Genomic DNA, 19,178 nt, shown 5'->3' on the forward strand with positions numbered 1-19,178 from the left:
GGCGTCCATCGAAAGGAAGGAACATCATGAGAGAGTGCATTGACGGCGCGTCGTTTGCCCAGGCCATTGTCCACGCTTCGGCCGCCCTCAATCTTCAGAAACAGCAGATTAACGAGCTCAACGTATTCCCCGTACCCGACGGGGACACCGGCACCAATATGAGCCTGACCATCTCCACCGCCGCTGCCGAGCTGCGCAAGAAGCAGCCCCGCACCGTGGGGGAGGCCGCCGGCACCACCGCCTCCGCCCTGCTGCGGGGCGCCCGGGGCAATTCCGGCGTCATTCTTTCCCTGCTCTTCCGGGGCTTTGCCAAGGCGGTCAAGGACAAGGAGACCATTAACGGACGGGACCTGGCCATCGCCCTGGATTTTGGCGTGGCCGCAGCCTACAAGGCGGTGATGAAGCCCGCTGAGGGTACCATTCTGACCGTCTCCCGTCTGGCGGCCGCTCAGGCCGCAGCCGCCGCCCGGGACACTCCGGACGACCCCCAGGCTGTTTTGGAGGCCGCCATCGCCGAGGGACATACCGCCCTGGCCAATACCATCCACCAGAACCCGGTGCTCAAGAAGGCAGGTGTGGTGGACGCGGGGGGCAAGGGCTTCCTGGTTATTCTGCAGGGCATGCTGGATTCCCTCCGGGGCGAGCCTATGCCCGAGGGGGACGGCACCCAGGCCAGGTCGGAGTCCAAAACCGACTACGCCGCCATTGCCGCCGAGGAGATCACCTTTACCTTTGACACGGTGTTTATTGTCCGCAAGACGGTGAACAAGGGGCTGGAGGGTCTCCAGGCCTATCTGAACAGCATTGGGGACAGCTTGGTCATCGGCGAGGATGACGACGCGTTTAAGGTCCATGTCCACACGGACATTCCCGGCGCCGCCCTCACGGAGGCCCAGAAGTACGGCACCCTGGAGCTGGCCAAGATTGAGAACATGCGCACCCAGGCGGAGGATTTGGCCGCCGGCCGGCACATCCAGAGCACCGACGACCTGGAGGACGACCACCAGGCCGCGCCGTCCGGACACACGGTGGCGGCCCCGGAGAAGAAGTACGGCGTGGTGGCCGTGGCTGCGGGCGAAGGCTTGGCCGCGGTGTTCCGCGACCTGGGGGCCGATGGGGTCATCAGCGGCGGCCAGACCATGAACCCCTCCACGGACGATATTATGCGGGAGATCGACCGCACCCCGGCAGAGATCGTGTTTGTGCTGCCCAACAACAAGAACATCATTATGGCCGCCGAGCAGTGCATCCCCCTGGCCGAGGGGAAGCAGGTGGTGGTGCTCCCCACCAAAACGGTGCCCCAGGGCATCTCCGCGCTGATGCTGATGGACCCGGAGGCGGACCAGCAGACCAATGTGGCCGCCATGAGCGAGGCCATCGCAAGCGTACACACCAGCGAAATCACCTATGCCGCCCGGGACTCCGATTTTGACGGCTTTGCCATCAAGCGCGGCGATTACCTGGCCCTGGCGGAGCACCAGCTGTTCGGCACCGACCGCAAGCTGGATAAGCTGCTGCGACGCCTGGCGGAGGCCGAGCCCCAGCAGAACGCGGAGTTTATCAACATCTTCTACGGGGAGGACGTGTCGGACAAGGAGGCCCAGAAGGCCCTGAAAATCTTTACCGACGCCTGCCCCAATGCCGAGATCACCCTGTTCTCCGGCGGACAGCCGGTCTACTACTATATGATCTCTGCGGAATAAAGCGTTAAGCGCGGGGCGGCCAAGGCCGCCCCGTGTTTTTTACACAGAGAGGAGAATGCGGCATGTACGATTTTACCACCCTGCGCCCCCGCCGCGGCATGGGCGCAGAGAAATGGGCGGAGCTGGAGCGGCAGGGGGTGTCCGACCCGGAGGTGATCCCCTTCTCCGTGGCCGATATGGACCTGCTCTGTGCCCCGGAGATCACCGCCGCCCTGCGGGAGGCGGTGGACTTCGGGGTCTACGGCTACACCGTGGCGGAGGACGGCTTCCGCTCCGCCCTGGCCGGCTGGATGGCCCGCCGGCACGGCTGGGAGATCCGGCCCGAGTGGCTGGTCAGCACCTTCGGCGTGGTCCACGCCATTCTTCAGGCGGTCTATGCCTTTACCAAGCCCGGCGAGGCGGTGATCTACCAGTCCCCCGCCTATCCCCCGTTCCGCAGCGTTCCCGGCGCGGCTGGCAGGAAGCTGTATGCCAATCCCCTGCGGCGCAGCGACGGATGCTGGGAGATGGATTTTGACGGCCTGGAGGCCCTTTGCGCCCGGCCTGAGTCCAAGCTGCTGCTGCTCTGCTCTCCCCACAACCCCACCGGACGGGTTTGGACCGGGGAGGAGCTGAGCCGGGTGGCCGACATCTGCCGCCGGCACGGCGTGCTGGTCTTTTCCGACGAGATCCACGCTGATTTTGTCTTTGCCCCCCACCGTCACAGCGTATTTGCCCGGTTTGAGGAGCGCTGCATCGTGGCGGTTTCTGCCAGCAAGACCTTTAACCTGGCCGGGCTGTCCACCGCCAGCATCCTTATCCCCGACCGGGAGCTGCGCCGCCGCTTCCGGGACGCGGGCACAGCCCACACGGGCTTTTTCAACAACTACTTCGGCCTGGCCGCAGCCCGGGCGGCCTATGAGCACGGCGAAGCCTGGCTGGACGCCCTTGTGGTCCATTTGAGGGGAAATTATGAATACGCAGTGGATTTTCTCTCAAAAAAATTTCCCTCTGTTAAGGTTGCTCCCCAGGAGGGCACCTACCTGCTGTGGGCGGACTTCTCCTGCCTGGGCCTGACGCCGGAGGAGCAGGAGCGCTTTCTGAGGGAGGATGCCCTGGTCTTCACCGACGAGGGCTATCTCTTCGGCCCCGAGGGCAGCGGCTTTGAGCGGCTGGTACTCGCCTGCCCCCGCTATCATCTGCAAAAGGCGCTGGAGCGGCTGGACGCCGCCGCCGGCCGCCGGAACCTGCCCCGCTGAGGCAGAAATGAAAAGAGGCGGAGCCGCGCTGCGGCTCCGCCTCTTTTATCCGGTTTAAAGCACCTTAGAGAGGAACTCTTTGGTGCGGGGTTCCTTGGGATCTGCAAAAAAGGCATGGGGCTCGTTCTGCTCTAGGATATGGCCCCCGTCCATAAAGAGCACCCGGGTGCCCACCTCACGGGCAAAGCCCATCTCGTGGGTCACCACCACCATGGTCATACCCTCGTCGGCAAGCTCCTTCATGACCTCCAGCACCTCGCCCACCATCTCAGGGTCCAGGGCGGAGGTGGGCTCGTCAAAGAGCATCAGCTTGGGCCGCATGGCCAGGGCGCGGACAATGGCGATGCGCTGCTTCTGCCCGCCGGAGAGCTGTGCGGGATAGGCGTCCGCCTTCTCCAGCAGGTCCACCCGGCGGAGGAGCTTCTCCGCCTCGGCCTCGGCCTCCTCCTGTTTCATCAGGCCGGTACGCACCGGGGCCAGGGTGATGTTTTTCCGGATGGTCATATTGGGGAACAGGTTGAAGTGCTGGAACACCATGCCCATCTGGCGGCGGATGGCGTCAATGTCCGCCTTGGGGGCGGTGATCTCCATCCCGTCAAAGGTGATGGTGCCGGCGCTGGGCGTCTCCAACAGGTTGAGGCAGCGCAGGAAGGTCGACTTGCCGGAGCCGGAGGGCCCGATGACCACCACCTTTTCCCCGGGGCTGATATGCTCGGAGAGGTCGTCCAGCACCAGGTGGTCGCCAAAGGACTTGGAGAGGTGTTTAACGTCGATCACTTTGGCGCAGCCTCCTTTCCAGCTTGCCCTGGAGCCAGGTCAGGACCATAACCACAGCCAGGTACATACAGGCGATACCGATGTAGGGGTACATCACGTCAAAGGTCTTGGTGCCCACCGCCTTGGCGTAATAGATCAACTCGGCCCCGCCGATGGCGGAGACCAGGGAGGTGTCTTTGAACAGCGTGATGAACTCATTTCCCAGGGCCGGCAGGATATTCTTGAAGGCCTGGGGTATGACGATAAAACGCATGGTGTCCAGATAGCCCAGGCCCAGGGAGCGGCCCGCCTCAGACTGCCCCACGTCCACACTCATCAGACCGCCCCGGACGATTTCGGCCACATAGGCGCCCGAGTTGACGCCCACACCCAAGGCGCCCACCATGGTGAAGTTGCGGCTGGTGGCAAAGATAACCCCCGACCAGATGAGAAGCTGGACCATCATAGGCGTGCCGCGGATGACCGTGGTGTATATCTTGCAGATAAAATTAAGAATCCCCAACACCGGGCTGCAGCGGCCGGGGCGCTGCTGGTCATGGGCGGTGCGGATCACCGCCACCAGCACGCCCAGCACCACGCCGATCACGAGGGCAATGACGGTGATCTCCAAGGTGGTCCCCAGGCCCTTCAGATAGAGCTTCCAGCGGTCTCCGGTGATAAAGGCCTTGGTAAAGCCGTTGACAAAGTCAGCCAGCCACGCTTCCATGCGGCCCCTCCTCTCTTTTAAACAGCGGGAAAAGGACGGCCCGTGGCCGTCCTTCCGCCGGATATGTCATTGGCTCAGTCAGCGTTGATGTACTTGTCCACGATCGACTGGAAGGTACCGTCGGCCTTCAGCTCGGCCATGGCGTTGTTGACCGCCTCCAGCAGGGCGGTGTTGCCCTTCTGCACGCCAATGGCATAGTCCTCCACGGCCCACTCGCCTTCCAGAATGGTCAGGCCCTCGTTGGCCTCCACATAGGACTGGGCGGGCTTGTCGTCAATGATGACGGCGTCGATCTGGCCGTTGACCAGGGCCTGTACGGCAATGGCGCCAGTGTCATAGCCGATCACGTGGTCCTCGCCGTAGCCGCCGTTCTCCACAGTGTCGGAGGCATAGATGTAGCCGGTGGTACCCATCTGGGTGCCGATCATATAGTCGCCCAAGTTGTCCAGGGTCACGTCGGAGCCCTCCTTGACGATGACCACCTGCACGCCGGTGGCATAGGAGTCGGTAAAGTCCATGACCTCCCGGCGCTCCTCATTGGCCGTGATGCCGGCCATGGCGATGTCGCTCTGGCCGTTCTGAACGGCCAGCAGGGCCGCGTCAAAGCCCATGTCCATGATCTCCAACTCCAGGCCCAGCTTTTCCGCGATGGCGGCGCCTACCTCCATGTCAATACCGATGGGCTCGCCATTGTCGTCCAGCATCTCATAGGGAGGGAACTCCGCATTGGTGGAGAGGATCAGCTTGCCGGCCTCCACCGTGGTCAGCTCGACAGGCGCATCAGTCCCGGGCGCTGGCGTGTCGGTCCCCACGGGCGCGGAGCCAGAGGGGGCGGGGGTGTCGGCAGCGCCGCCTTGGGTGCCGCCGGAGCAGGCGGCCAGCAGGCTTACACTCATAACCAGGGACAGGCCCAGGGCAAGCAGCTTCTTCATATTTTTCATTGTCATAATCTCCTCATTCCTGATTTCCTTGAACAGGTACCCCCCATTATACACTTTATTCACAAAAATGCAATATTTATTCATTCGTCAAAGGCACCAAAAAACCAAGGGCGGAGCCGTCCGGCTCCGCCCTTTTGTTCAGTTTTGCTTCCGGCCCCTCTGACGGCCGCGGGTCTCAGTCAAAGCCCAGACCCATGTATCCGTGGGTCCCCTGGCCCCAGGCGGCGCGCTTGGCCTGGCTGTACCATTTGAGCATGCCGAAGGACTGGATATAGCTGCCGGGCAGGCCGTCCCACGCGGCGGGGGTGCGCACGTGATAGCGGGCGGCAGGCAGCAGGGCGGCCAGCTGCGCCACCGCGCCGGCCATCTGGGGCCTCGGAATCACCAGCTCCTTGAGCAGCAGGCTCTGTGCGTCCACATACTCCGCAGCGGCGCAACCCACCACGCCGTCCACCTCTACCCTGTAGAGTCCGGCCCCCGCCATTTGGGACATGCCCTGCTGATAGCGGATCAGCTCCTTCCCGTAGCGGATAAAGGGCAGCCCCTCCAGCAGGCCGTCCCGGATCCGGCCGTACTCCGCCGGCTCCACCGGCTGCGCGGCTCCGGCGCCCGGCTGGGCAACCATATTCCGCAGCAGCTCCAGCTTACGCAGGGAAAAGCCGGGCTGAAAATCCACGGTGGCAAAGAATTTATGCAGGCTTGGCTCGGCGGGCACCACGGTCACACAGTCCACGCCCCGGGCCCGCAGGTGGAAGTCCACATAGTGGAGCAGCTGCCGCCCATAGCCCTTCTTCCGCGCGGCGGGGTCGGTGGCCAGGGCATAGACGTAGTAGGCCGAGGCCGTCTTTCCGCCGGGCAGGGCGATCTCCATGGGGAGCAGGGCCAGCATGGAGGCCAGCGCCCCGTCCTCCAGCAGCAGAAGCATATCCTCCGGTTTCCAGCAGCACTCGTAAAACCAATCAATATAGCGGTCCTCGTCGCCGAAAGCCTTTCTCCAGAGTTCCTTTTGTGCCTGGGCCTCCTCCGGCCTGGACGGGCGGATCCGGATCATAGGGCGCACCTCCTCATAGCAGTGATTACAGCCAGGCCTAATCAGGCCCGCAGAATTGCGGTATGCTTTTCCACCATCAGGTCCGGATAATAGCTCTCCTTGGCCTTCCGCAGCCCTTCCACACCCATGTCGTCCTCCCGGTTGAGGTACTTCACTTCGGGGTGGCGCTCCCGCACCCAGCGGGCAAACTCCCGGTTGATGATGGCATAGGCCCCCTGGAGCTCTCCATAGGCCTTTTCAAAGTGGACGTCATAGGTGTCGGAGCACAGGCGGTCACCCATGGTAAAGGCCACCACCTCCCCGTAAACCCGGATGAGGCCACCCTCCAGGCCCAGGGTGTGGTAGTGCTCCATGGCGGTGCGCAGGGCAATGCCCTCGTCTCCCAGGTCGCGCTCCTCCGCCGCCCCCTCCCGCGGAAGGGAGCGCCGGTACCACTCCTTATCCATCTCCAGACACTCCGGCAGGCTCTCCGGGGTAATCTCCTCGTACACCCAGCTGGGATTGCTCTCGATAAAACGGTTAATGTGATTGCGCTTGGCGTGAAGCTTCTTGCCCCCCAGATCCGCCAGGCGGTCAATCTCGTATAGATAATCATAACCATCCCGGTCGGCGCTGTAGTCAAACTGGCCGGGAAAAAATTCCTCCAGCTCAGCCATCTGCCGGGGCGTCAGGCATACCAGCCGCAGGGGCTCTCCCCGCTGGGCGGCGTCCTGCTCCAGCGTCCGGATCACACCGGCCACGTCGCCCACACCCGCCGGGTACATATAGCTGCACCCCATGCGTCCGCACAGATGGGTTACCAGGAAATCCCCCACCCGGGCAATCTGCTGATGGTAGGCCCGGCTCCAGACCAGCAGGTTGGTAAAATTATAGTCGCAGCCCCGGTAGTCGGCCCGGGCCAGCAGGGTATCCACCCAGGCTTTGTCAGACAGCTGCGGCGTTTGAAATGCGATCATACGGTGTCTCGTCTCCTCAGATTCCCAAGTATAGCGCTATGTTATCATGAACGCCTCCGTTTGGCAAGCAAAACCGTCTCTCCCACATAGCGAGGACATAGCGAGGACGGGTCCCGGCCAAAGGCCGGGACCCGTCCTCGCTCCCGCGTCTTCAGTATCCTGGATACACATCGCTCTTCTTCGGCAGAAGAACGCTGGCCACAATATAGAGGATCAGGCCAGCTCCCACGGAGCATAGGGTTACGATCACCCAGATCAGGCGGACGATGTTGGCGTCAATATTGAAATATTCGGCGACGCCGCCGCACACGCCGGTTAGCTTGGCTCCCTGTTCAATACGATACAGCTTTTTGGGTTCATTCATGGGGACGCCTCCTTTTCTGTATCTACAGGATACCACAGATGTGTTAAAAAATCCTGAATCAAACCTTAAAATCTAATAAGAGTTACCTTCTACGCCCGACCGCTCAGTTTTTGGACTCCTCCACCAGCATCAGGCAGCCGTCCTTGTCGTATTTCAGCCGCTGCACCTCCGCCCGGGTATTGCGCACAATCTCGTCCATGCGGATGCCCTCGGTAATGGTGGCGATGAAGGTGTAGGCTACCCCGTGGCGCTTGGCCCGTCCGGTGCGGCCGATGCGGTGGGTGTAGTTCTCCATCTCGTCGGGCACGTCGTAGTTGAACACTGCGTCCACGTCGTCAATGTCCAGGCCCCGGGCAGCCACATCGGTGGCCACCAGCACCTTGACCTCGCCCTTCTTGAACTTCTCCAGGGTCTTTTCCCGGATGCGCTGCTGGATGTCCCCGTGGATGGCCTCGCAGGAGATGCCCCGCATCTTCAGAAGCCCGGCCAGCCGGTCGGTCATGTTCTTGGTGTTGCAGAAGGCGATGGCCCGCTCATACCCGCCGTGGGTGATGAGGGCGGCGATGGTGTCCAGCTTCTGCTCCCGGCCGTCCAGGTCAATGCGGTACTGAGTAATGTCAGGCTTGGAGTCCTCCACCGGGCGCACGGTGATCTCCACCGGGTCCCTCTGGTACACCCAGGAGATGTCCATGACCTCCCGGGAGATGGTGGCGGAGAACATCCCCAGGTTCCTCCGCCCCTTGAGCTGGTCCAGGATGCGGGTGACGTCCCGCACAAAGCCCATGTCCAGCATCCGGTCGGCCTCGTCCAGAACCACGGTCTGCACCTTGTCCAGGCGGACGGTGCGCCGCTTCATGTGGTCCATCAGCCGCCCTGGGGTAGCCACCACGATCTGGGGCTTCTTCTTCAGGGTGTTGATCTGCTTGTCAATGGGAGCGCCGCCGTACAGGCAGACGGTGCGCACCCCCTCCTTGAACTCGCACAGGTCCCGCAGCTCCTCCTGGATCTGCACCGCCAGCTCCCGGGTGGGGGCCAGGACCAGGGCCTGCACATCCTCGCCGGAGGGATCCACATGCTCCACCATGGGGATGCCAAAGGCAAAGGTCTTGCCCGTGCCCGTGGGGGCCTTGGCGATAACGTCCCTCCACTCCATAAAATAGGGGATGGCCCCGGCCTGCACCGGGGTGGCCTGGACGTAGCCCTTCTTCTCAATGGCCCGCATCACCTCGGGGGAGAGCCCCAGCTGGTCGTAGCGGACCACCTCGTTTGTCTGTTCACCGTTGATTTCCATGGGCACAAAATTCCTTTCTGTTCACAGCTTGCCTGATTCAAGGTCCCACACAGGCAGCCGAAACCCCGTTTCGCACCCAACGCCCGCCTCACCCAGAGGGGCGCGACCTCAAATCTGTCTCAAAAAGTGTATCATAGTCGGGATAAAAATGCAATCCATATCCCTCCGGCGCTAAAAAGGGCCCCCGCCCCGCCGCCGGAACACATGGATGCGGAAGGCTGCCGTCACATCCAGCCGGTCCAGCTCCGCCAGCCGCCGCGCCCCCTCCCTGGGGGTCTTCCAGTAATAGGGGGTCATCTGGAACAGGTCGGCGATGGTCTGCCGGTCCGGCAGGGGGAGCCGCGCCTCCACCGGAACGATGTCCAGATAGTCAAAGCCCTCATAGGCCACCGCCTCCTCCCGATTGGGATAGGGCGCGTCATAGAGCACCTGCTTGAGCTCCCACAGATGGCGGGCGGCGGGCGTCACATAGAAAAAGGCCCCCTCCGGGCGGAGCACCCGGCGGAACTCCTCCAGGGCCAGGGGCGAAAAACAGTCCACCAGCAGGTCGACCGCCCCATCCCCCACCGGCAGGCGATAGACCGAGGCCACGGCGAACTCCGCCTCCGCCAGCCCTTTGGCCGCGTGCCGCACCGAGGGCTTGGACAGGTCCACCCCGGCCAGCCTCGGCCGCCGCCCGGCAGCGGTCAGGGCCTCATAGAGCCCGGCGGTGTAGTATCCCTCCCCACAGCCCGCATCCAGCACCGCTGGCCGCTCCAGCCCGGCGGTGTGCGCCAGGGCCAGGGCGCACAGGGCATCCCGCAGGGGGGCATAATACCCGCTGCGCAGAAATCGGCTGCGGGCTGCGGCCATGCCCTTGTCGTCCCCGGGCATCTTGGAGTGCATCCGGTTGGCGGGCAGCAGGTGGACATAGCCCTCCCGGGCCCGGTCAAAGCAGTGGCCGCTGGGGCAGGTGTAGGCCCGTTCCCCCCGCTCCAGCGGCGCGGCACAGTGCGGACAGCAGAATAGACTCACAGGGCATCTCTCCTTCCGGAGCTATGATAGCACAGTTTTCGGAAAAATAACAGCCGGCGCGGACCAGGCCGGCCGCTGGGCAGCCTCTCCGACTCTCCCATGATCCGATGAAAAGGGGGCTCCGGCCAGTTGGCCGGAACCCCCTTCTATGTAACCCTTACCGCTCCAGCAGCTCCTTGGCGGAGATGCCGGGCTCGGTCATGGAGTAGGGATCCAGGATCTTGTCCAGGGAGGCCTCGTCCAGCAGGCCCTCCTGGAGGATGAGCTCCCGCACCGGCGCACCGGTCTCAATGGCCTTTTTGGCCACCTCGGCCGCCTTTTCATAGCCCACGTGGGGGCACAGGGCGGTGATTATGCCCACGCTGTGCTCCACCATATCCCGGCATCGCTCCCGATTGGCGGTGATGCCCACAATGCAGTTGTCCACCAGGGTGTTCACCGCGTAGGTCAGAAACTCCACCGCGTGGGTCAGATTCCAGAAGATGATGGGCTCAAAGGCGTTGAGTTCCAGCTGGCCGGCCTCGGCGGCCAGGGTGATGGTCAGGTCGTTGCCCATGATGTTGAAAGCCACCTGATTGACCACCTCCGGAATCACCGGGTTGACCTTGCCAGGCATAATGGAGGAGCCGTTCTGCCGGGGGGGCAGGTTGATCTCGTTAAAGCCGCAACGGGGCCCGGAGGACATGAGCCGCAAGTCGTTGGACATCTTGGACAGGTTCACCGCACAGGTCTTGACCGCACCGGAGACCGCTACAAACTCGTCCAGGTTCTGTGTAGCGTCAATCAGATTGAATGCCTGCACCAAGTTCAGCCCGGTGACCTTGGACAGGTTGGGCACAATGCGGCGCAGGTACTGCTCGTCGGCGTTGATGCCGGTGCCGATGGCCGTGCCGCCCATGTTCAGGCAGCGCATCTCGTCCTTGGCCCGCTCGAACCGGGCCAGATCCCGGCGCACCGCCTCGCTGTAGGCCCTGAACTCCTGACCCAGGCGGATGGGCACCGCGTCCTGCATCTGGGTGCGGCCCATCTTGATCACATCGTCAAACTCGTCTGCCTTCTCCACCAGGGCCTTGTACAGGCGCTCCAGCTGGATCTGGGCGCGCACCAGAAGCTTGAGTACCGCCAGCTTGCCCGCGGAGGGAAACACATCGTTGGTGGACTGGCCGTAGTTGACGTGATCGTTGGGGTTAACCAGGCTGTAGTCCCCCTTCTCGCCGCCCAGCAGCTCGATGGCCCGGTTGGCGATGACCTCGTTGGCGTTCATGTTCAGGCTGGTGCCCGCGCCGCCCTGGATGGGGTCCACAATAAAGGCGTCATGGAGCTTACCCTCCACAATCTCCTCGCAGGCGGCAACGATCGCGTCGGCCACCCGTTTGTCCAGCAGGCCGATCTCATAGTTGGTAATAGCCGAGGCCATTTTAATCTGGGCGATGGAGTTGATAAGCTCCGGATGCATGGTCAGGCCGGTAATATGGAAGTTCTCCGCGGCCCGCAGGGACTGCACGCCGTAATATACGTCCTTTGGGACGGCACGCTCTCCCACCGAGTCGTGCTCAGAGCGATAAAGAGTCGTTGCTTCTTCCATGGTGCCTCTCTCCTTTGCAGGTCATCTTTCAATTTTGCAGTTGTATTGTAGCATTACTCTGTCTTTTTTGCAAGTACTCCTGCAAAATATTTTACTGTTTTATGCTCCAAGTGCGGCACGCGGAACCTCTCTCCCTGCAATACAGTCCGGAAAGGCTTGCTTTGGCGCAGATTTGTGGTATACTAGCTTGGATAAATCAGGCACATCTGTGCGCGATAAGGAGCTTACCATGATCACTGTGACCGACCTGGGGCTGAATTACAGCGGGACGCCCCTCTTTTCTCACGTGGACCTGCAATTCATCAAGGGCAACTGCTACGGCATTATTGGCGCCAACGGCGCGGGCAAGTCCACCTTTCTCAAGATCCTCTCCGGCGAGCTGGAGCCCACCTCCGGCGAGGTGAACATCCTGCCCAAGACCCGCATGTCCGTGCTCAAGCAGAACCAGAATGCCTACGACGCATACAACGTGATGGACACGGTCATTATGGGCAACCAGCGGCTGTATGACATCGGCAAGGAGAAGGACGCCCTCTACGAAAAGGAGGAGATGACCGAGGAAGACGGCATCAAGGCCTGCGAGCTGGAGGAGGAGTTTGCCGAGCTGGGAGGCTGGGAGGCCGAGTCCGACGCGTCCCGCATTCTCCAGGGCCTGGGCATCGGAACCGAGCTGCACTACAACGACATGGCCACCCTGGACGCCCGGCTGAAGGTGAAGGTGCTGCTGGCCCAGGCACTGTTCGGCAATCCCGACATCCTGATGATGGACGAGCCCACAAACAATCTGGACATCAACGCCGTCAACTGGCTGGAGGACTTTCTGCTGGACTTTGAGGGAACCGTCATCGTGGTGTCCCACGACCGGCACTTCCTGAACACCATCTGCACCCACATCGTGGACATCGACTACAACAAGATCAAGCTGTACGTGGGCAACTATGACTTCTGGTACGAATCCTCCCAGCTGGTGCAGTCCCTGATCAAGAACCAGAACAAGCGCAACGAGGAGAAGATCAAGGAGCTGCAGGACTTTATCTCCCGCTTCTCCGCCAACAAGTCCAAGTCCAAGCAGGCCACCGCCCGGCGCAAGCTGCTGGACAAACTGACCGTGGAGGAGATGCCCGCCTCCTCCCGCCGCTACCCCTTCGTGGGCTTCACCCCCGACCGGGAGGTGGGCAAGGACATCCTCTTCGTCACCGACGTGAGCAAAACCATCGACGGGGTAAAGGTGCTGGACAAGGTAAGCTTTATCGTGGGCCATGGGGACAAGATTGCCTTCGTGGGGGACAACGAGAACGCCCACACCGCGCTCTTTAAAATTCTCACCGGGGAGCTGGAGCCCGACGAGGGCACGGTGAAGTGGGGCCAGACCGCCACCTTCTCCTATTTCCCCAAGGACAATACCGCCTTCTTCGAGGGGCACGACGAAAATCTGGTGGAGTGGCTGCGCCAGTTCTCCTCCGACCCCCACGAGGCCTATCTGCGGGGCTTTCTGGGCCGGATGCTCTTCTCCGGGGACGAGGTGTACAAGCCGGTCAAGGTGCTCTCCGGCGGGGAGAAGGTGCGGTGCATGCTCTCCCGCATGATGCTCTCCGGGGCCAATGTGCTCCTGCTGGACCAGCCCACCAACCATCTGGATTTGGAGTCCATCGCCGCGCTGAACAAGGGGCTGGAGGCGGTGAAGTGCAACATGCTCTTCTCCTCCCACGACCACCAGCTGGTGCAGACCGTGGCCAACCGGGTGTTTGACTTCACCTCCGACGGCAGGCTCATCGACCGCAAGATGACCTACGACGAGTATCTGGAGAGTACGTCGGAGGCCCGCGCGTAACCGAAGCCAAGACAGGGGTGCCCCCTCGGGGGCGCCCCTGTCTCATCTCTCGCCGCGCTCAGATGCCCCGGCGGAGCACGCCAAACCGATACCACAAAAAGCCCGCCAAGTCGGCCAGGCCCCAGCCGATGGGGATGGCCCACCAGATGGCCTTCAGACCGAAGGCCGGGTTAGGCGCCAGGGCATAGGCCATGGCCACCCGGGTCCCCAGGGAGATTACCGTCAGCACCAGAGACATGGCGGGCCGGCCGATGGCCCGGTACAGGCCGTAGAGCAGGAACAGGCAGCCGATGCCGCAGTAGCAGGCCCCCTCAATGCGCAGGTACTCCACGCCCACAGCCACGATCTCCGTCTCCCCTGGCTGGGTAAACAGTCCCATCAGCTGAGGGGCAAAAAGCGCCACCAGAACCGAGATGACCACGCAGAACGCCAGCGCGGTGACCACTGCCGAGCGGATCCCCTTCCGAATGCGGCCGGTCTCCCCGGCTCCGTAGTTCTGGGCGATAAAGGTGGAAAAGGCGTTGCCGAAGTCCTGCACCGGCATATAGGCGAAGGCGTCGATCTTCACCGCCGCGGCAAAGGCGGCCATCACACTGACGCCGAAGGAGTTCACCAGCCCCTGGATCATCAGGATGCCGAAGTTCATCACCGACTGCTGCAGGCAGGTGAGCACCGAGTAGCCCGCGATCTTTCCCGCCAGGTCCCGGCGGAAGCGGCGGTGCCGCCGCTCCGGCAGCAGTCCGGGGGCCCAGCGGACGGCGCAGAGAGTCAGCCCCCCAGCGGAGGCGGACTGGGCGATGACGGTGGCCAGGGCGGCCCCCGCCACCCCCATGTCCAGCGTCAGCACGCAAAACAGGTCCAGCACAATGTTGAGCGCCGCCGCGCAGCCCAGCACCAGCAGGGGCAGAAGAGAATTCCCCAGGGCGCGCAGCACCGAGGCCATGTAGTTGTAGACAAAGGTAAAAAACAGCCCCACGAAGATGATGCGCAGGTAGTCGGCCATGCCGCCCCGCACACTGTCCGGAATCTGCAGGGCGGTCAGAATGGGCCCCATCAGCAGCAGGGCCAGGGCGGTGATGACCAGTGTGACCAGCCCCACCAGCACAAAGGAGACAAACAGGCCGGACCTGAGCTCCTCCTCCCTTTTTCCGCCCCAGAGCATGGAGAACACCGCCCCGCTGCCCATGCACAGGCCCAGGATCACTGAGGTAAGAAATGTCATCAGCGTAAAGGCAGAGCCCACGGCGGCCAGGGCCTCCGCCCCCAGTACCCGCCCCACGATGAGGGTGTCGGCCACGTTATAGAGCTGCTGGAGCAGATTGCTTAAGATCAGAGGCGCGGCAAAGCGCAGCATGGAGCCGGTGACACTCCCCTGTGTCAAATCCGTGTGCATAGGACCATCCTTATCCGTTTAAATTGCGCCGCTTCGGAGGCGGGCGGGCCTGTCCGCTCCGCCCGGACGGCGGACGCGACATTCATTATAGCATGATTTTTGAAAAATGCCAGAAATCCCGTGCGTTTTGCGGAAAACTATGGTATACTGCATGTTTAGAATATCCAAGCTATCTTCGTTCCTTGAGAGGTATGTCTATGGACAGAAACTATATTGCCGCGCCCGCCGTGGCCGTGGCCGGCGGCGCCGTGGGCTGCGCCCTCCGCGCCTGGGGCCTTCGCACCGCCTTTGAGCCGGAGACCGGCCTGCCCATCCCGGGCATGCCCGCCACCTGGGCGCTTATCCTGCTCTCCATCGCCATGGCGGCGGTGCTGCTGGTGCTGGTGCGGGGCTGCCGGAACTGCCCCCTGCCCGGCGGTTATGACCAGGCGTTCTCCGCCAAGGGGAGCACGGCCTACATGACCTGCATGGTGCTCTCGGCCTTTGCCCTGCTGGCTGCGGCCGCGGGGATGCTCCTGGACTTTGTGCAGCGGGAGAACACCTCCATGCTACGCCTGATCCTGGCGGTCCTGTGTGTGGTGTCCGCTGTGTGCGTACTGTCCACCGGCCGGAACAATTACCGGGGCGAGGGCCGCGGGAAGTATAACTTCACCCTGCTTATGCCGGCCTACACCTTCTGTGTGTGGCTCATCGCTGCCTATCAGGTACGGGCCGGAGACCCGGTCCAGCTGGACTATATCTATGAGATCCTGGCCATTATCGCCGCCCTGCTGGGCCTGTATTTTACGGCCGGCTTCTCCTTTGAGCGGCCAAAGGCGGCCCGCTCGGCCCTGTTTTCCCTGCTGGGCGTGTATTTTTCCATCGTCACCCTGGCCGACCGGCACGACCTGCCCTCCACCCTGCTCTACTGCTTTGCCATTTTAATGCTTTTGACCTCTGCCCTGACTCTGCTCCGCAACGTCTCCCAGCTGGGGACGGCCTGCGATACCAAAGAAAGCCATAGGGAGGAATCCTCAGATGAACCGTGAGAAATTTTATATTACCACCCCCATCTACTACCCTAGCGACAAGCTGCACATCGGCCACACCTACTGCACCGTGGCCACCGACGCCATGGCCCGCTACAAGCGGCTCAAGGGCTGCGACGTGCTGTTCCTCACCGGCACGGACGAGCACGGCCAGAAGATTGAGGACAAGGCCAGGGAGGCCGGAGTTTCCCCCCAGCAGTTTGTGGACAATATTGTGGAGGGCCCCCGGGGCGTGCTGGACCTGTGGAAGCTGATGAACATCTCCAACGACCGCTTTATCCGCACCACCGACGACTACCATGTCCACGCCATCCAGAAGATTTTTAAGAAGATGTACGAGAACGGGGACATTTACAAGGGCACCTATAAGGGCAAATACTGCAAGCCCTGTGAGTCCTTCTGGACGGAGAGCCAGCTCAAGGACGGCAAGTGCCCCGACTGCGGCCGGGAGGTACAGGACGCGGAGGAGGAGGCCTACTTCTTCCGGCTGAGCAAGTACGCCGACCGCATCCAGGACCTGCTGGAGAACACCGACTTCCTGCAGCCCCGCAGCCGGGTCCACGAGATGGTGAACAACTTCATCAAGCCCGGCCTGGAGGACCTATGCGTCTCCCGCACCTCCTTCTCCTGGGGCGTGCCCGTGGACTTTGACCCGGGCCACGTGGTGTATGTGTGGATCGACGCGCTCTTCAACTACACCACCGCTCTGGGCTTCATGAACGACAAGTACGACGACTACGACAATTTCTGGCCCGCCGATGTCCACTTCGTGGGCAAGGAGATCGTCCGCTTCCACTCCATCATCTGGCCCGCCATGCTCATGAGCATGGGAATGCCCCTGCCCAAGCACGTGTTTGGCCACGGCTGGCTGCTGCTGGACGGCGGCAAGATGAGCAAGTCCAAGGGCAATGTGGTGGATCCCTATGTGCTGGCCGAGCAGTTCGGGGTGGACGCCCTGCGCTTCTTCCTGCTGCGCACCTTCCCCTTCGGCTCCGACGGCAATTTCTCCAACGAGGCCCTCATCAACACCATCAACGTGGATCTGGCCAACGACCTGGGTAATCTGCTCTCCCGCACCACCGCCATGGCGGGCAAATACTTCGGCGGCACCCTGCCCGCCGGCCGCCGGGCGGACGCGCTGGACGACGAGCTGGTGAACATGGTCTCCACCCTGCGGGACCGCTATGAGGAGCAGATGGAGCAGTTCGCCTTCCAGAACGCCCTGGCCGAGGTATTCAAGGTCATCGCCCGGGCCAACAAGTATATTGACGAGACCGCCCCCTGGGTGCTGGCCAAGGATCTGCAGGCCAACGGGGACCGTCTGGCCGCGGTGCTCTACAACCTGCTGGAGACCACCCGCATCTGCGGCGTGCTGCTGACCCCCTTCATGCCCCAGTCCATGGACAAGCTCTTTGCCCAGCTGGGCGCCTGTGAGGGCTGCCGCACCTGGGAGAGCGCCGGGGTGTGGGGCTCCCTGAATCCTACGGTCACGGTGACCAAGGGGGAAAACCTCTTCCCCCGCATCGACCTGGACCAGGCCCTCGCCCAGCTGGAGGCCGCCGTGGCGGCGGCCAAGGGGCCGGCCATTGAGCTGGAGCCCTACACCGAGGAGTTTGTGGATTTCGACACCTTCTGCAAGTCCGACCTCCGGGTGGTGAAGGTCAAAGCCTGCGACGCGGTGAAGAAGAGCAAAAAGCTTCTGCGCTTCACCCTGGACGACGGCTCCGGTATTGACCGGCAGATCCTCTCCGGCATCCACGCCTACTATGAGCCGGAGGAGCTGGTGGGCAAGACTCTGGTGGCCATCCTCAACCTGCCCCCCCGGAAGATGATGGGGCTGGACTCCTGCGGCATGCTCATCTCCGCCGTGCACCAAGAGAATGGGGAAGAGAAGCTCCACCTGCTCATGGTGGACGATGCCATCCCGGCCGGCGCGAAGCTGTGCTGACTTAGGTCCAGGCGGGGACAACATCCCCCCTGGATACGAAATAGTCCCCTCGCCGCCGTGGGCGGCGAAAATTCTGTGAAACAAAAGGGCGGCGGAACGTGATGCGTTCCGCCGCCCTTGCTCTATGCCTTTTCCAGCAATCTACGGTAGGCGGCGTCGATGGCCAGGGCGCCCAGGGGGGCGGTAACCAGGATGGCGATGACCGCCACGGTGAGCACTGTCTCGCCGCAGGACAACCCCATAGCCAGGGGCACACCGCCGATGGCTGCCTGGACCGTGGCCTTGGGCAGGTAGGCCAGCACAGCAAACAGCCGCTCCTTCCCGTTGAGCCCGCCGCCCAGCTGACACAGAAGCACCCCCACGGCCCGGAAGCACAGGGCGCCCAGCACGGCGGCCACCGCCCTAGGACCGGCCAAGGCGGCATAGGGCAGGTTGACCTGGGCGCCCACCAGCACAAAGAGGACCACTTCAGCGGCCACCCACAGCTTGCCGAACTTGGCCGTGAGCCGCCCGGCTGTCCGGGGCCTCCATCGGCGCAGGCCCAGCCCGGCCCCCATCACCGCCAGCAGGCCGGAGAAGGGCAGGGTGCCCTCCAGCGCATGCTCCAGCTCCAACAACAGCAGGGCCAGGGCGAGCAGGAGCAGCACCTTGACGGAATCCCGCATCTGCAGCCGGGCGAACAACTCCGCCAGAAGCAGGCCCAGTGCCAGCCCCGCTGCGCCGCCCAGCAGAATGGACACGGGCACTCCCACCAGGGCGGCGGGGGAAAAGCGCCCCCCCTGGGCCATGCCGGTAAAGGAGGTAAACAAGACAATCACAAACACGTCGTCCACCGAGGCCCCAGCCAGGACCATCCGTGGAATCCCTTTTGCCGCGCCATACCCTTCCTCCATCAGCCGGAGCATCCTGGGCACGATGACCGCAGGGGACACCGCCCCCACCACCGCGCCCATAATGGCGGCGTCCAGGGGGGAGACCCCCAGCAGCCGCGGGGCCAGCAGCCACATACCCAGCACCTCGCAGGCGGCGGGCACAAAGCACATGAGCAGGGCGGGCCGTCCCGCCCGCTTCAGATCGTCCAGCTCCAGGGACAATCCTGCCCGGAGCAGAATGATGACCAGAGCCAGCTGCCTCAGATCGGCGGAGATGGCCAGCAGCTCACCGGAGAGCTGATCAAACCCATAGGGCCCCAGCAGAATACCGGCCAGCAGCATGCCCACCAGCGACGGCATATACAGCCGTTTGGCCAGGCTCCCCAGGGCCAGGCCGAACAGGAAAACATAGGCGATACTGGTCAGCATAGGATGCGCACTCCTCCCAGAGGGCAGCAAAAAAGCCAATGCCCCCTGCAA

Annotated in this window: 16 protein-coding genes; 5 read left to right on the forward strand and 11 right to left on the reverse strand. The window is 62.8% G+C overall.

Annotated features, from left to right (window positions below; translation table 11 throughout):
• Positions 1 to 26: 26 nt before the first annotated feature.
• Together H9Q75_RS11195 and H9Q75_RS11200 are read left to right on the forward strand one after the other, a co-directional pair.
• A complete protein-coding gene (locus tag H9Q75_RS11195) occupies positions 27 to 1,703 on the forward strand; it encodes a DAK2 domain-containing protein (RefSeq protein WP_186567120.1) in 1,677 nt (558 codons plus the stop codon).
• A 62-nt stretch (positions 1,704 to 1,765) separates the two neighbouring features.
• Positions 1,766 to 2,941, forward strand: coding sequence for a MalY/PatB family protein (locus H9Q75_RS11200; protein WP_186567122.1), 1,176 nt, complete (start codon positions 1,766 to 1,768; stop codon positions 2,939 to 2,941).
• 54 nt (positions 2,942 to 2,995) lie between these two features.
• Here the strand turns inward: H9Q75_RS11200 and H9Q75_RS11205 are convergent, their stop codons facing one another.
• From H9Q75_RS11205 to H9Q75_RS11245, 9 genes are all read right to left on the reverse strand, one after another.
• A complete protein-coding gene (locus tag H9Q75_RS11205; RefSeq protein WP_186567124.1) occupies positions 2,996 to 3,718 on the reverse strand; it encodes an ATP-binding cassette domain-containing protein in 723 nt (240 codons plus the stop codon).
• Positions 3,705 to 4,424, reverse strand: coding sequence for an amino acid ABC transporter permease (locus tag H9Q75_RS11210; protein ID WP_186567126.1), 720 nt, complete (start codon positions 4,422 to 4,424; stop codon positions 3,705 to 3,707). Before H9Q75_RS11210 ends, H9Q75_RS11205 begins: the two co-directional genes overlap by 14 nt.
• A gap of 74 nt (positions 4,425 to 4,498) precedes the next feature.
• Positions 4,499 to 5,365, reverse strand: a complete 867-nt coding sequence (locus tag H9Q75_RS11215; protein ID WP_341480945.1) for a transporter substrate-binding domain-containing protein — start codon at positions 5,363 to 5,365, stop codon at positions 4,499 to 4,501.
• Positions 5,366 to 5,540: 175 nt separating this feature from the next.
• A complete protein-coding gene (locus tag H9Q75_RS11220) occupies positions 5,541 to 6,416 on the reverse strand; it encodes a GNAT family N-acetyltransferase (RefSeq protein WP_186567128.1) in 876 nt (291 codons plus the stop codon).
• Between the two features lie 41 nt (positions 6,417 to 6,457).
• Complete coding sequence (locus H9Q75_RS11225) at positions 6,458 to 7,372, reverse strand: DUF2156 domain-containing protein (RefSeq protein WP_186567130.1); 915 nt, start codon at positions 7,370 to 7,372, stop codon at positions 6,458 to 6,460.
• Positions 7,373 to 7,523: 151 nt separating this feature from the next.
• A complete protein-coding gene (locus H9Q75_RS11230; RefSeq protein ID WP_186567132.1) occupies positions 7,524 to 7,736 on the reverse strand; it encodes a PspC domain-containing protein in 213 nt (70 codons plus the stop codon).
• Between the two features lie 103 nt (positions 7,737 to 7,839).
• Positions 7,840 to 9,027 carry a DEAD/DEAH box helicase gene (locus tag H9Q75_RS11235; RefSeq protein ID WP_186567134.1) on the reverse strand — a complete coding sequence of 396 codons (1,188 nt, stop codon included), beginning with the start codon at positions 9,025 to 9,027 and terminating at the stop codon, positions 7,840 to 7,842.
• A gap of 171 nt (positions 9,028 to 9,198) precedes the next feature.
• Positions 9,199 to 10,041 carry a putative RNA methyltransferase gene (locus H9Q75_RS11240; RefSeq protein WP_186567136.1) on the reverse strand — a complete coding sequence of 281 codons (843 nt, stop codon included), beginning with the start codon at positions 10,039 to 10,041 and terminating at the stop codon, positions 9,199 to 9,201.
• 157 nt (positions 10,042 to 10,198) lie between these two features.
• On the reverse strand, positions 10,199 to 11,626 hold the full coding sequence (locus H9Q75_RS11245) for an aspartate ammonia-lyase (RefSeq protein ID WP_186567138.1): 1,428 nt from the start codon (positions 11,624 to 11,626) through the stop codon (positions 10,199 to 10,201).
• Between the two features lie 229 nt (positions 11,627 to 11,855).
• Between H9Q75_RS11245 and H9Q75_RS11250 the strand changes: the two genes are divergently transcribed.
• The gene (locus tag H9Q75_RS11250) at positions 11,856 to 13,457 is read left to right on the forward strand and encodes an ABC-F family ATP-binding cassette domain-containing protein (protein WP_186567140.1); all 1,602 of its coding nucleotides are present in this window, start codon (positions 11,856 to 11,858) and stop codon (positions 13,455 to 13,457) included.
• Positions 13,458 to 13,515: 58 nt separating this feature from the next.
• Here H9Q75_RS11250 and H9Q75_RS11255 read toward each other — a convergent pair whose 3' ends face one another.
• Positions 13,516 to 14,850: an MATE family efflux transporter gene (locus H9Q75_RS11255; protein WP_186567142.1), complete on the reverse strand. Its 1,335-nt coding sequence runs from the start codon at positions 14,848 to 14,850 to the stop codon at positions 13,516 to 13,518.
• 197 nt (positions 14,851 to 15,047) lie between these two features.
• On the opposite strand from H9Q75_RS11255, the gene H9Q75_RS11260 reads away from it, so the two are divergent.
• Positions 15,048 to 15,878 (forward strand): glycosyltransferase family protein, encoded by an 831-nt coding sequence (locus H9Q75_RS11260; RefSeq protein WP_186567144.1) that lies wholly within the window; start codon positions 15,048 to 15,050, stop codon positions 15,876 to 15,878.
• Positions 15,868 to 17,826: a methionine--tRNA ligase gene (metG, locus tag H9Q75_RS11265; protein ID WP_186567146.1), complete on the forward strand. Its 1,959-nt coding sequence runs from the start codon at positions 15,868 to 15,870 to the stop codon at positions 17,824 to 17,826. Before H9Q75_RS11260 ends, metG begins: the two co-directional genes overlap by 11 nt.
• A 122-nt stretch (positions 17,827 to 17,948) precedes the next feature.
• On the opposite strand, the gene H9Q75_RS11270 is transcribed toward metG, so the two are convergent.
• Positions 17,949 to 19,127 carry a cation:proton antiporter domain-containing protein gene (locus H9Q75_RS11270; protein ID WP_186567148.1) on the reverse strand — a complete coding sequence of 393 codons (1,179 nt, stop codon included), beginning with the start codon at positions 19,125 to 19,127 and terminating at the stop codon, positions 17,949 to 17,951.
• Positions 19,128 to 19,178 lie beyond the last annotated feature (51 nt).

Origin of the sequence: Lawsonibacter celer (genome assembly GCF_014281125.1) — a bacterium.
Classification (GTDB): Bacteria; Bacillota; Clostridia; order Oscillospirales; family Oscillospiraceae; genus Lawsonibacter_B; species Lawsonibacter_B celer.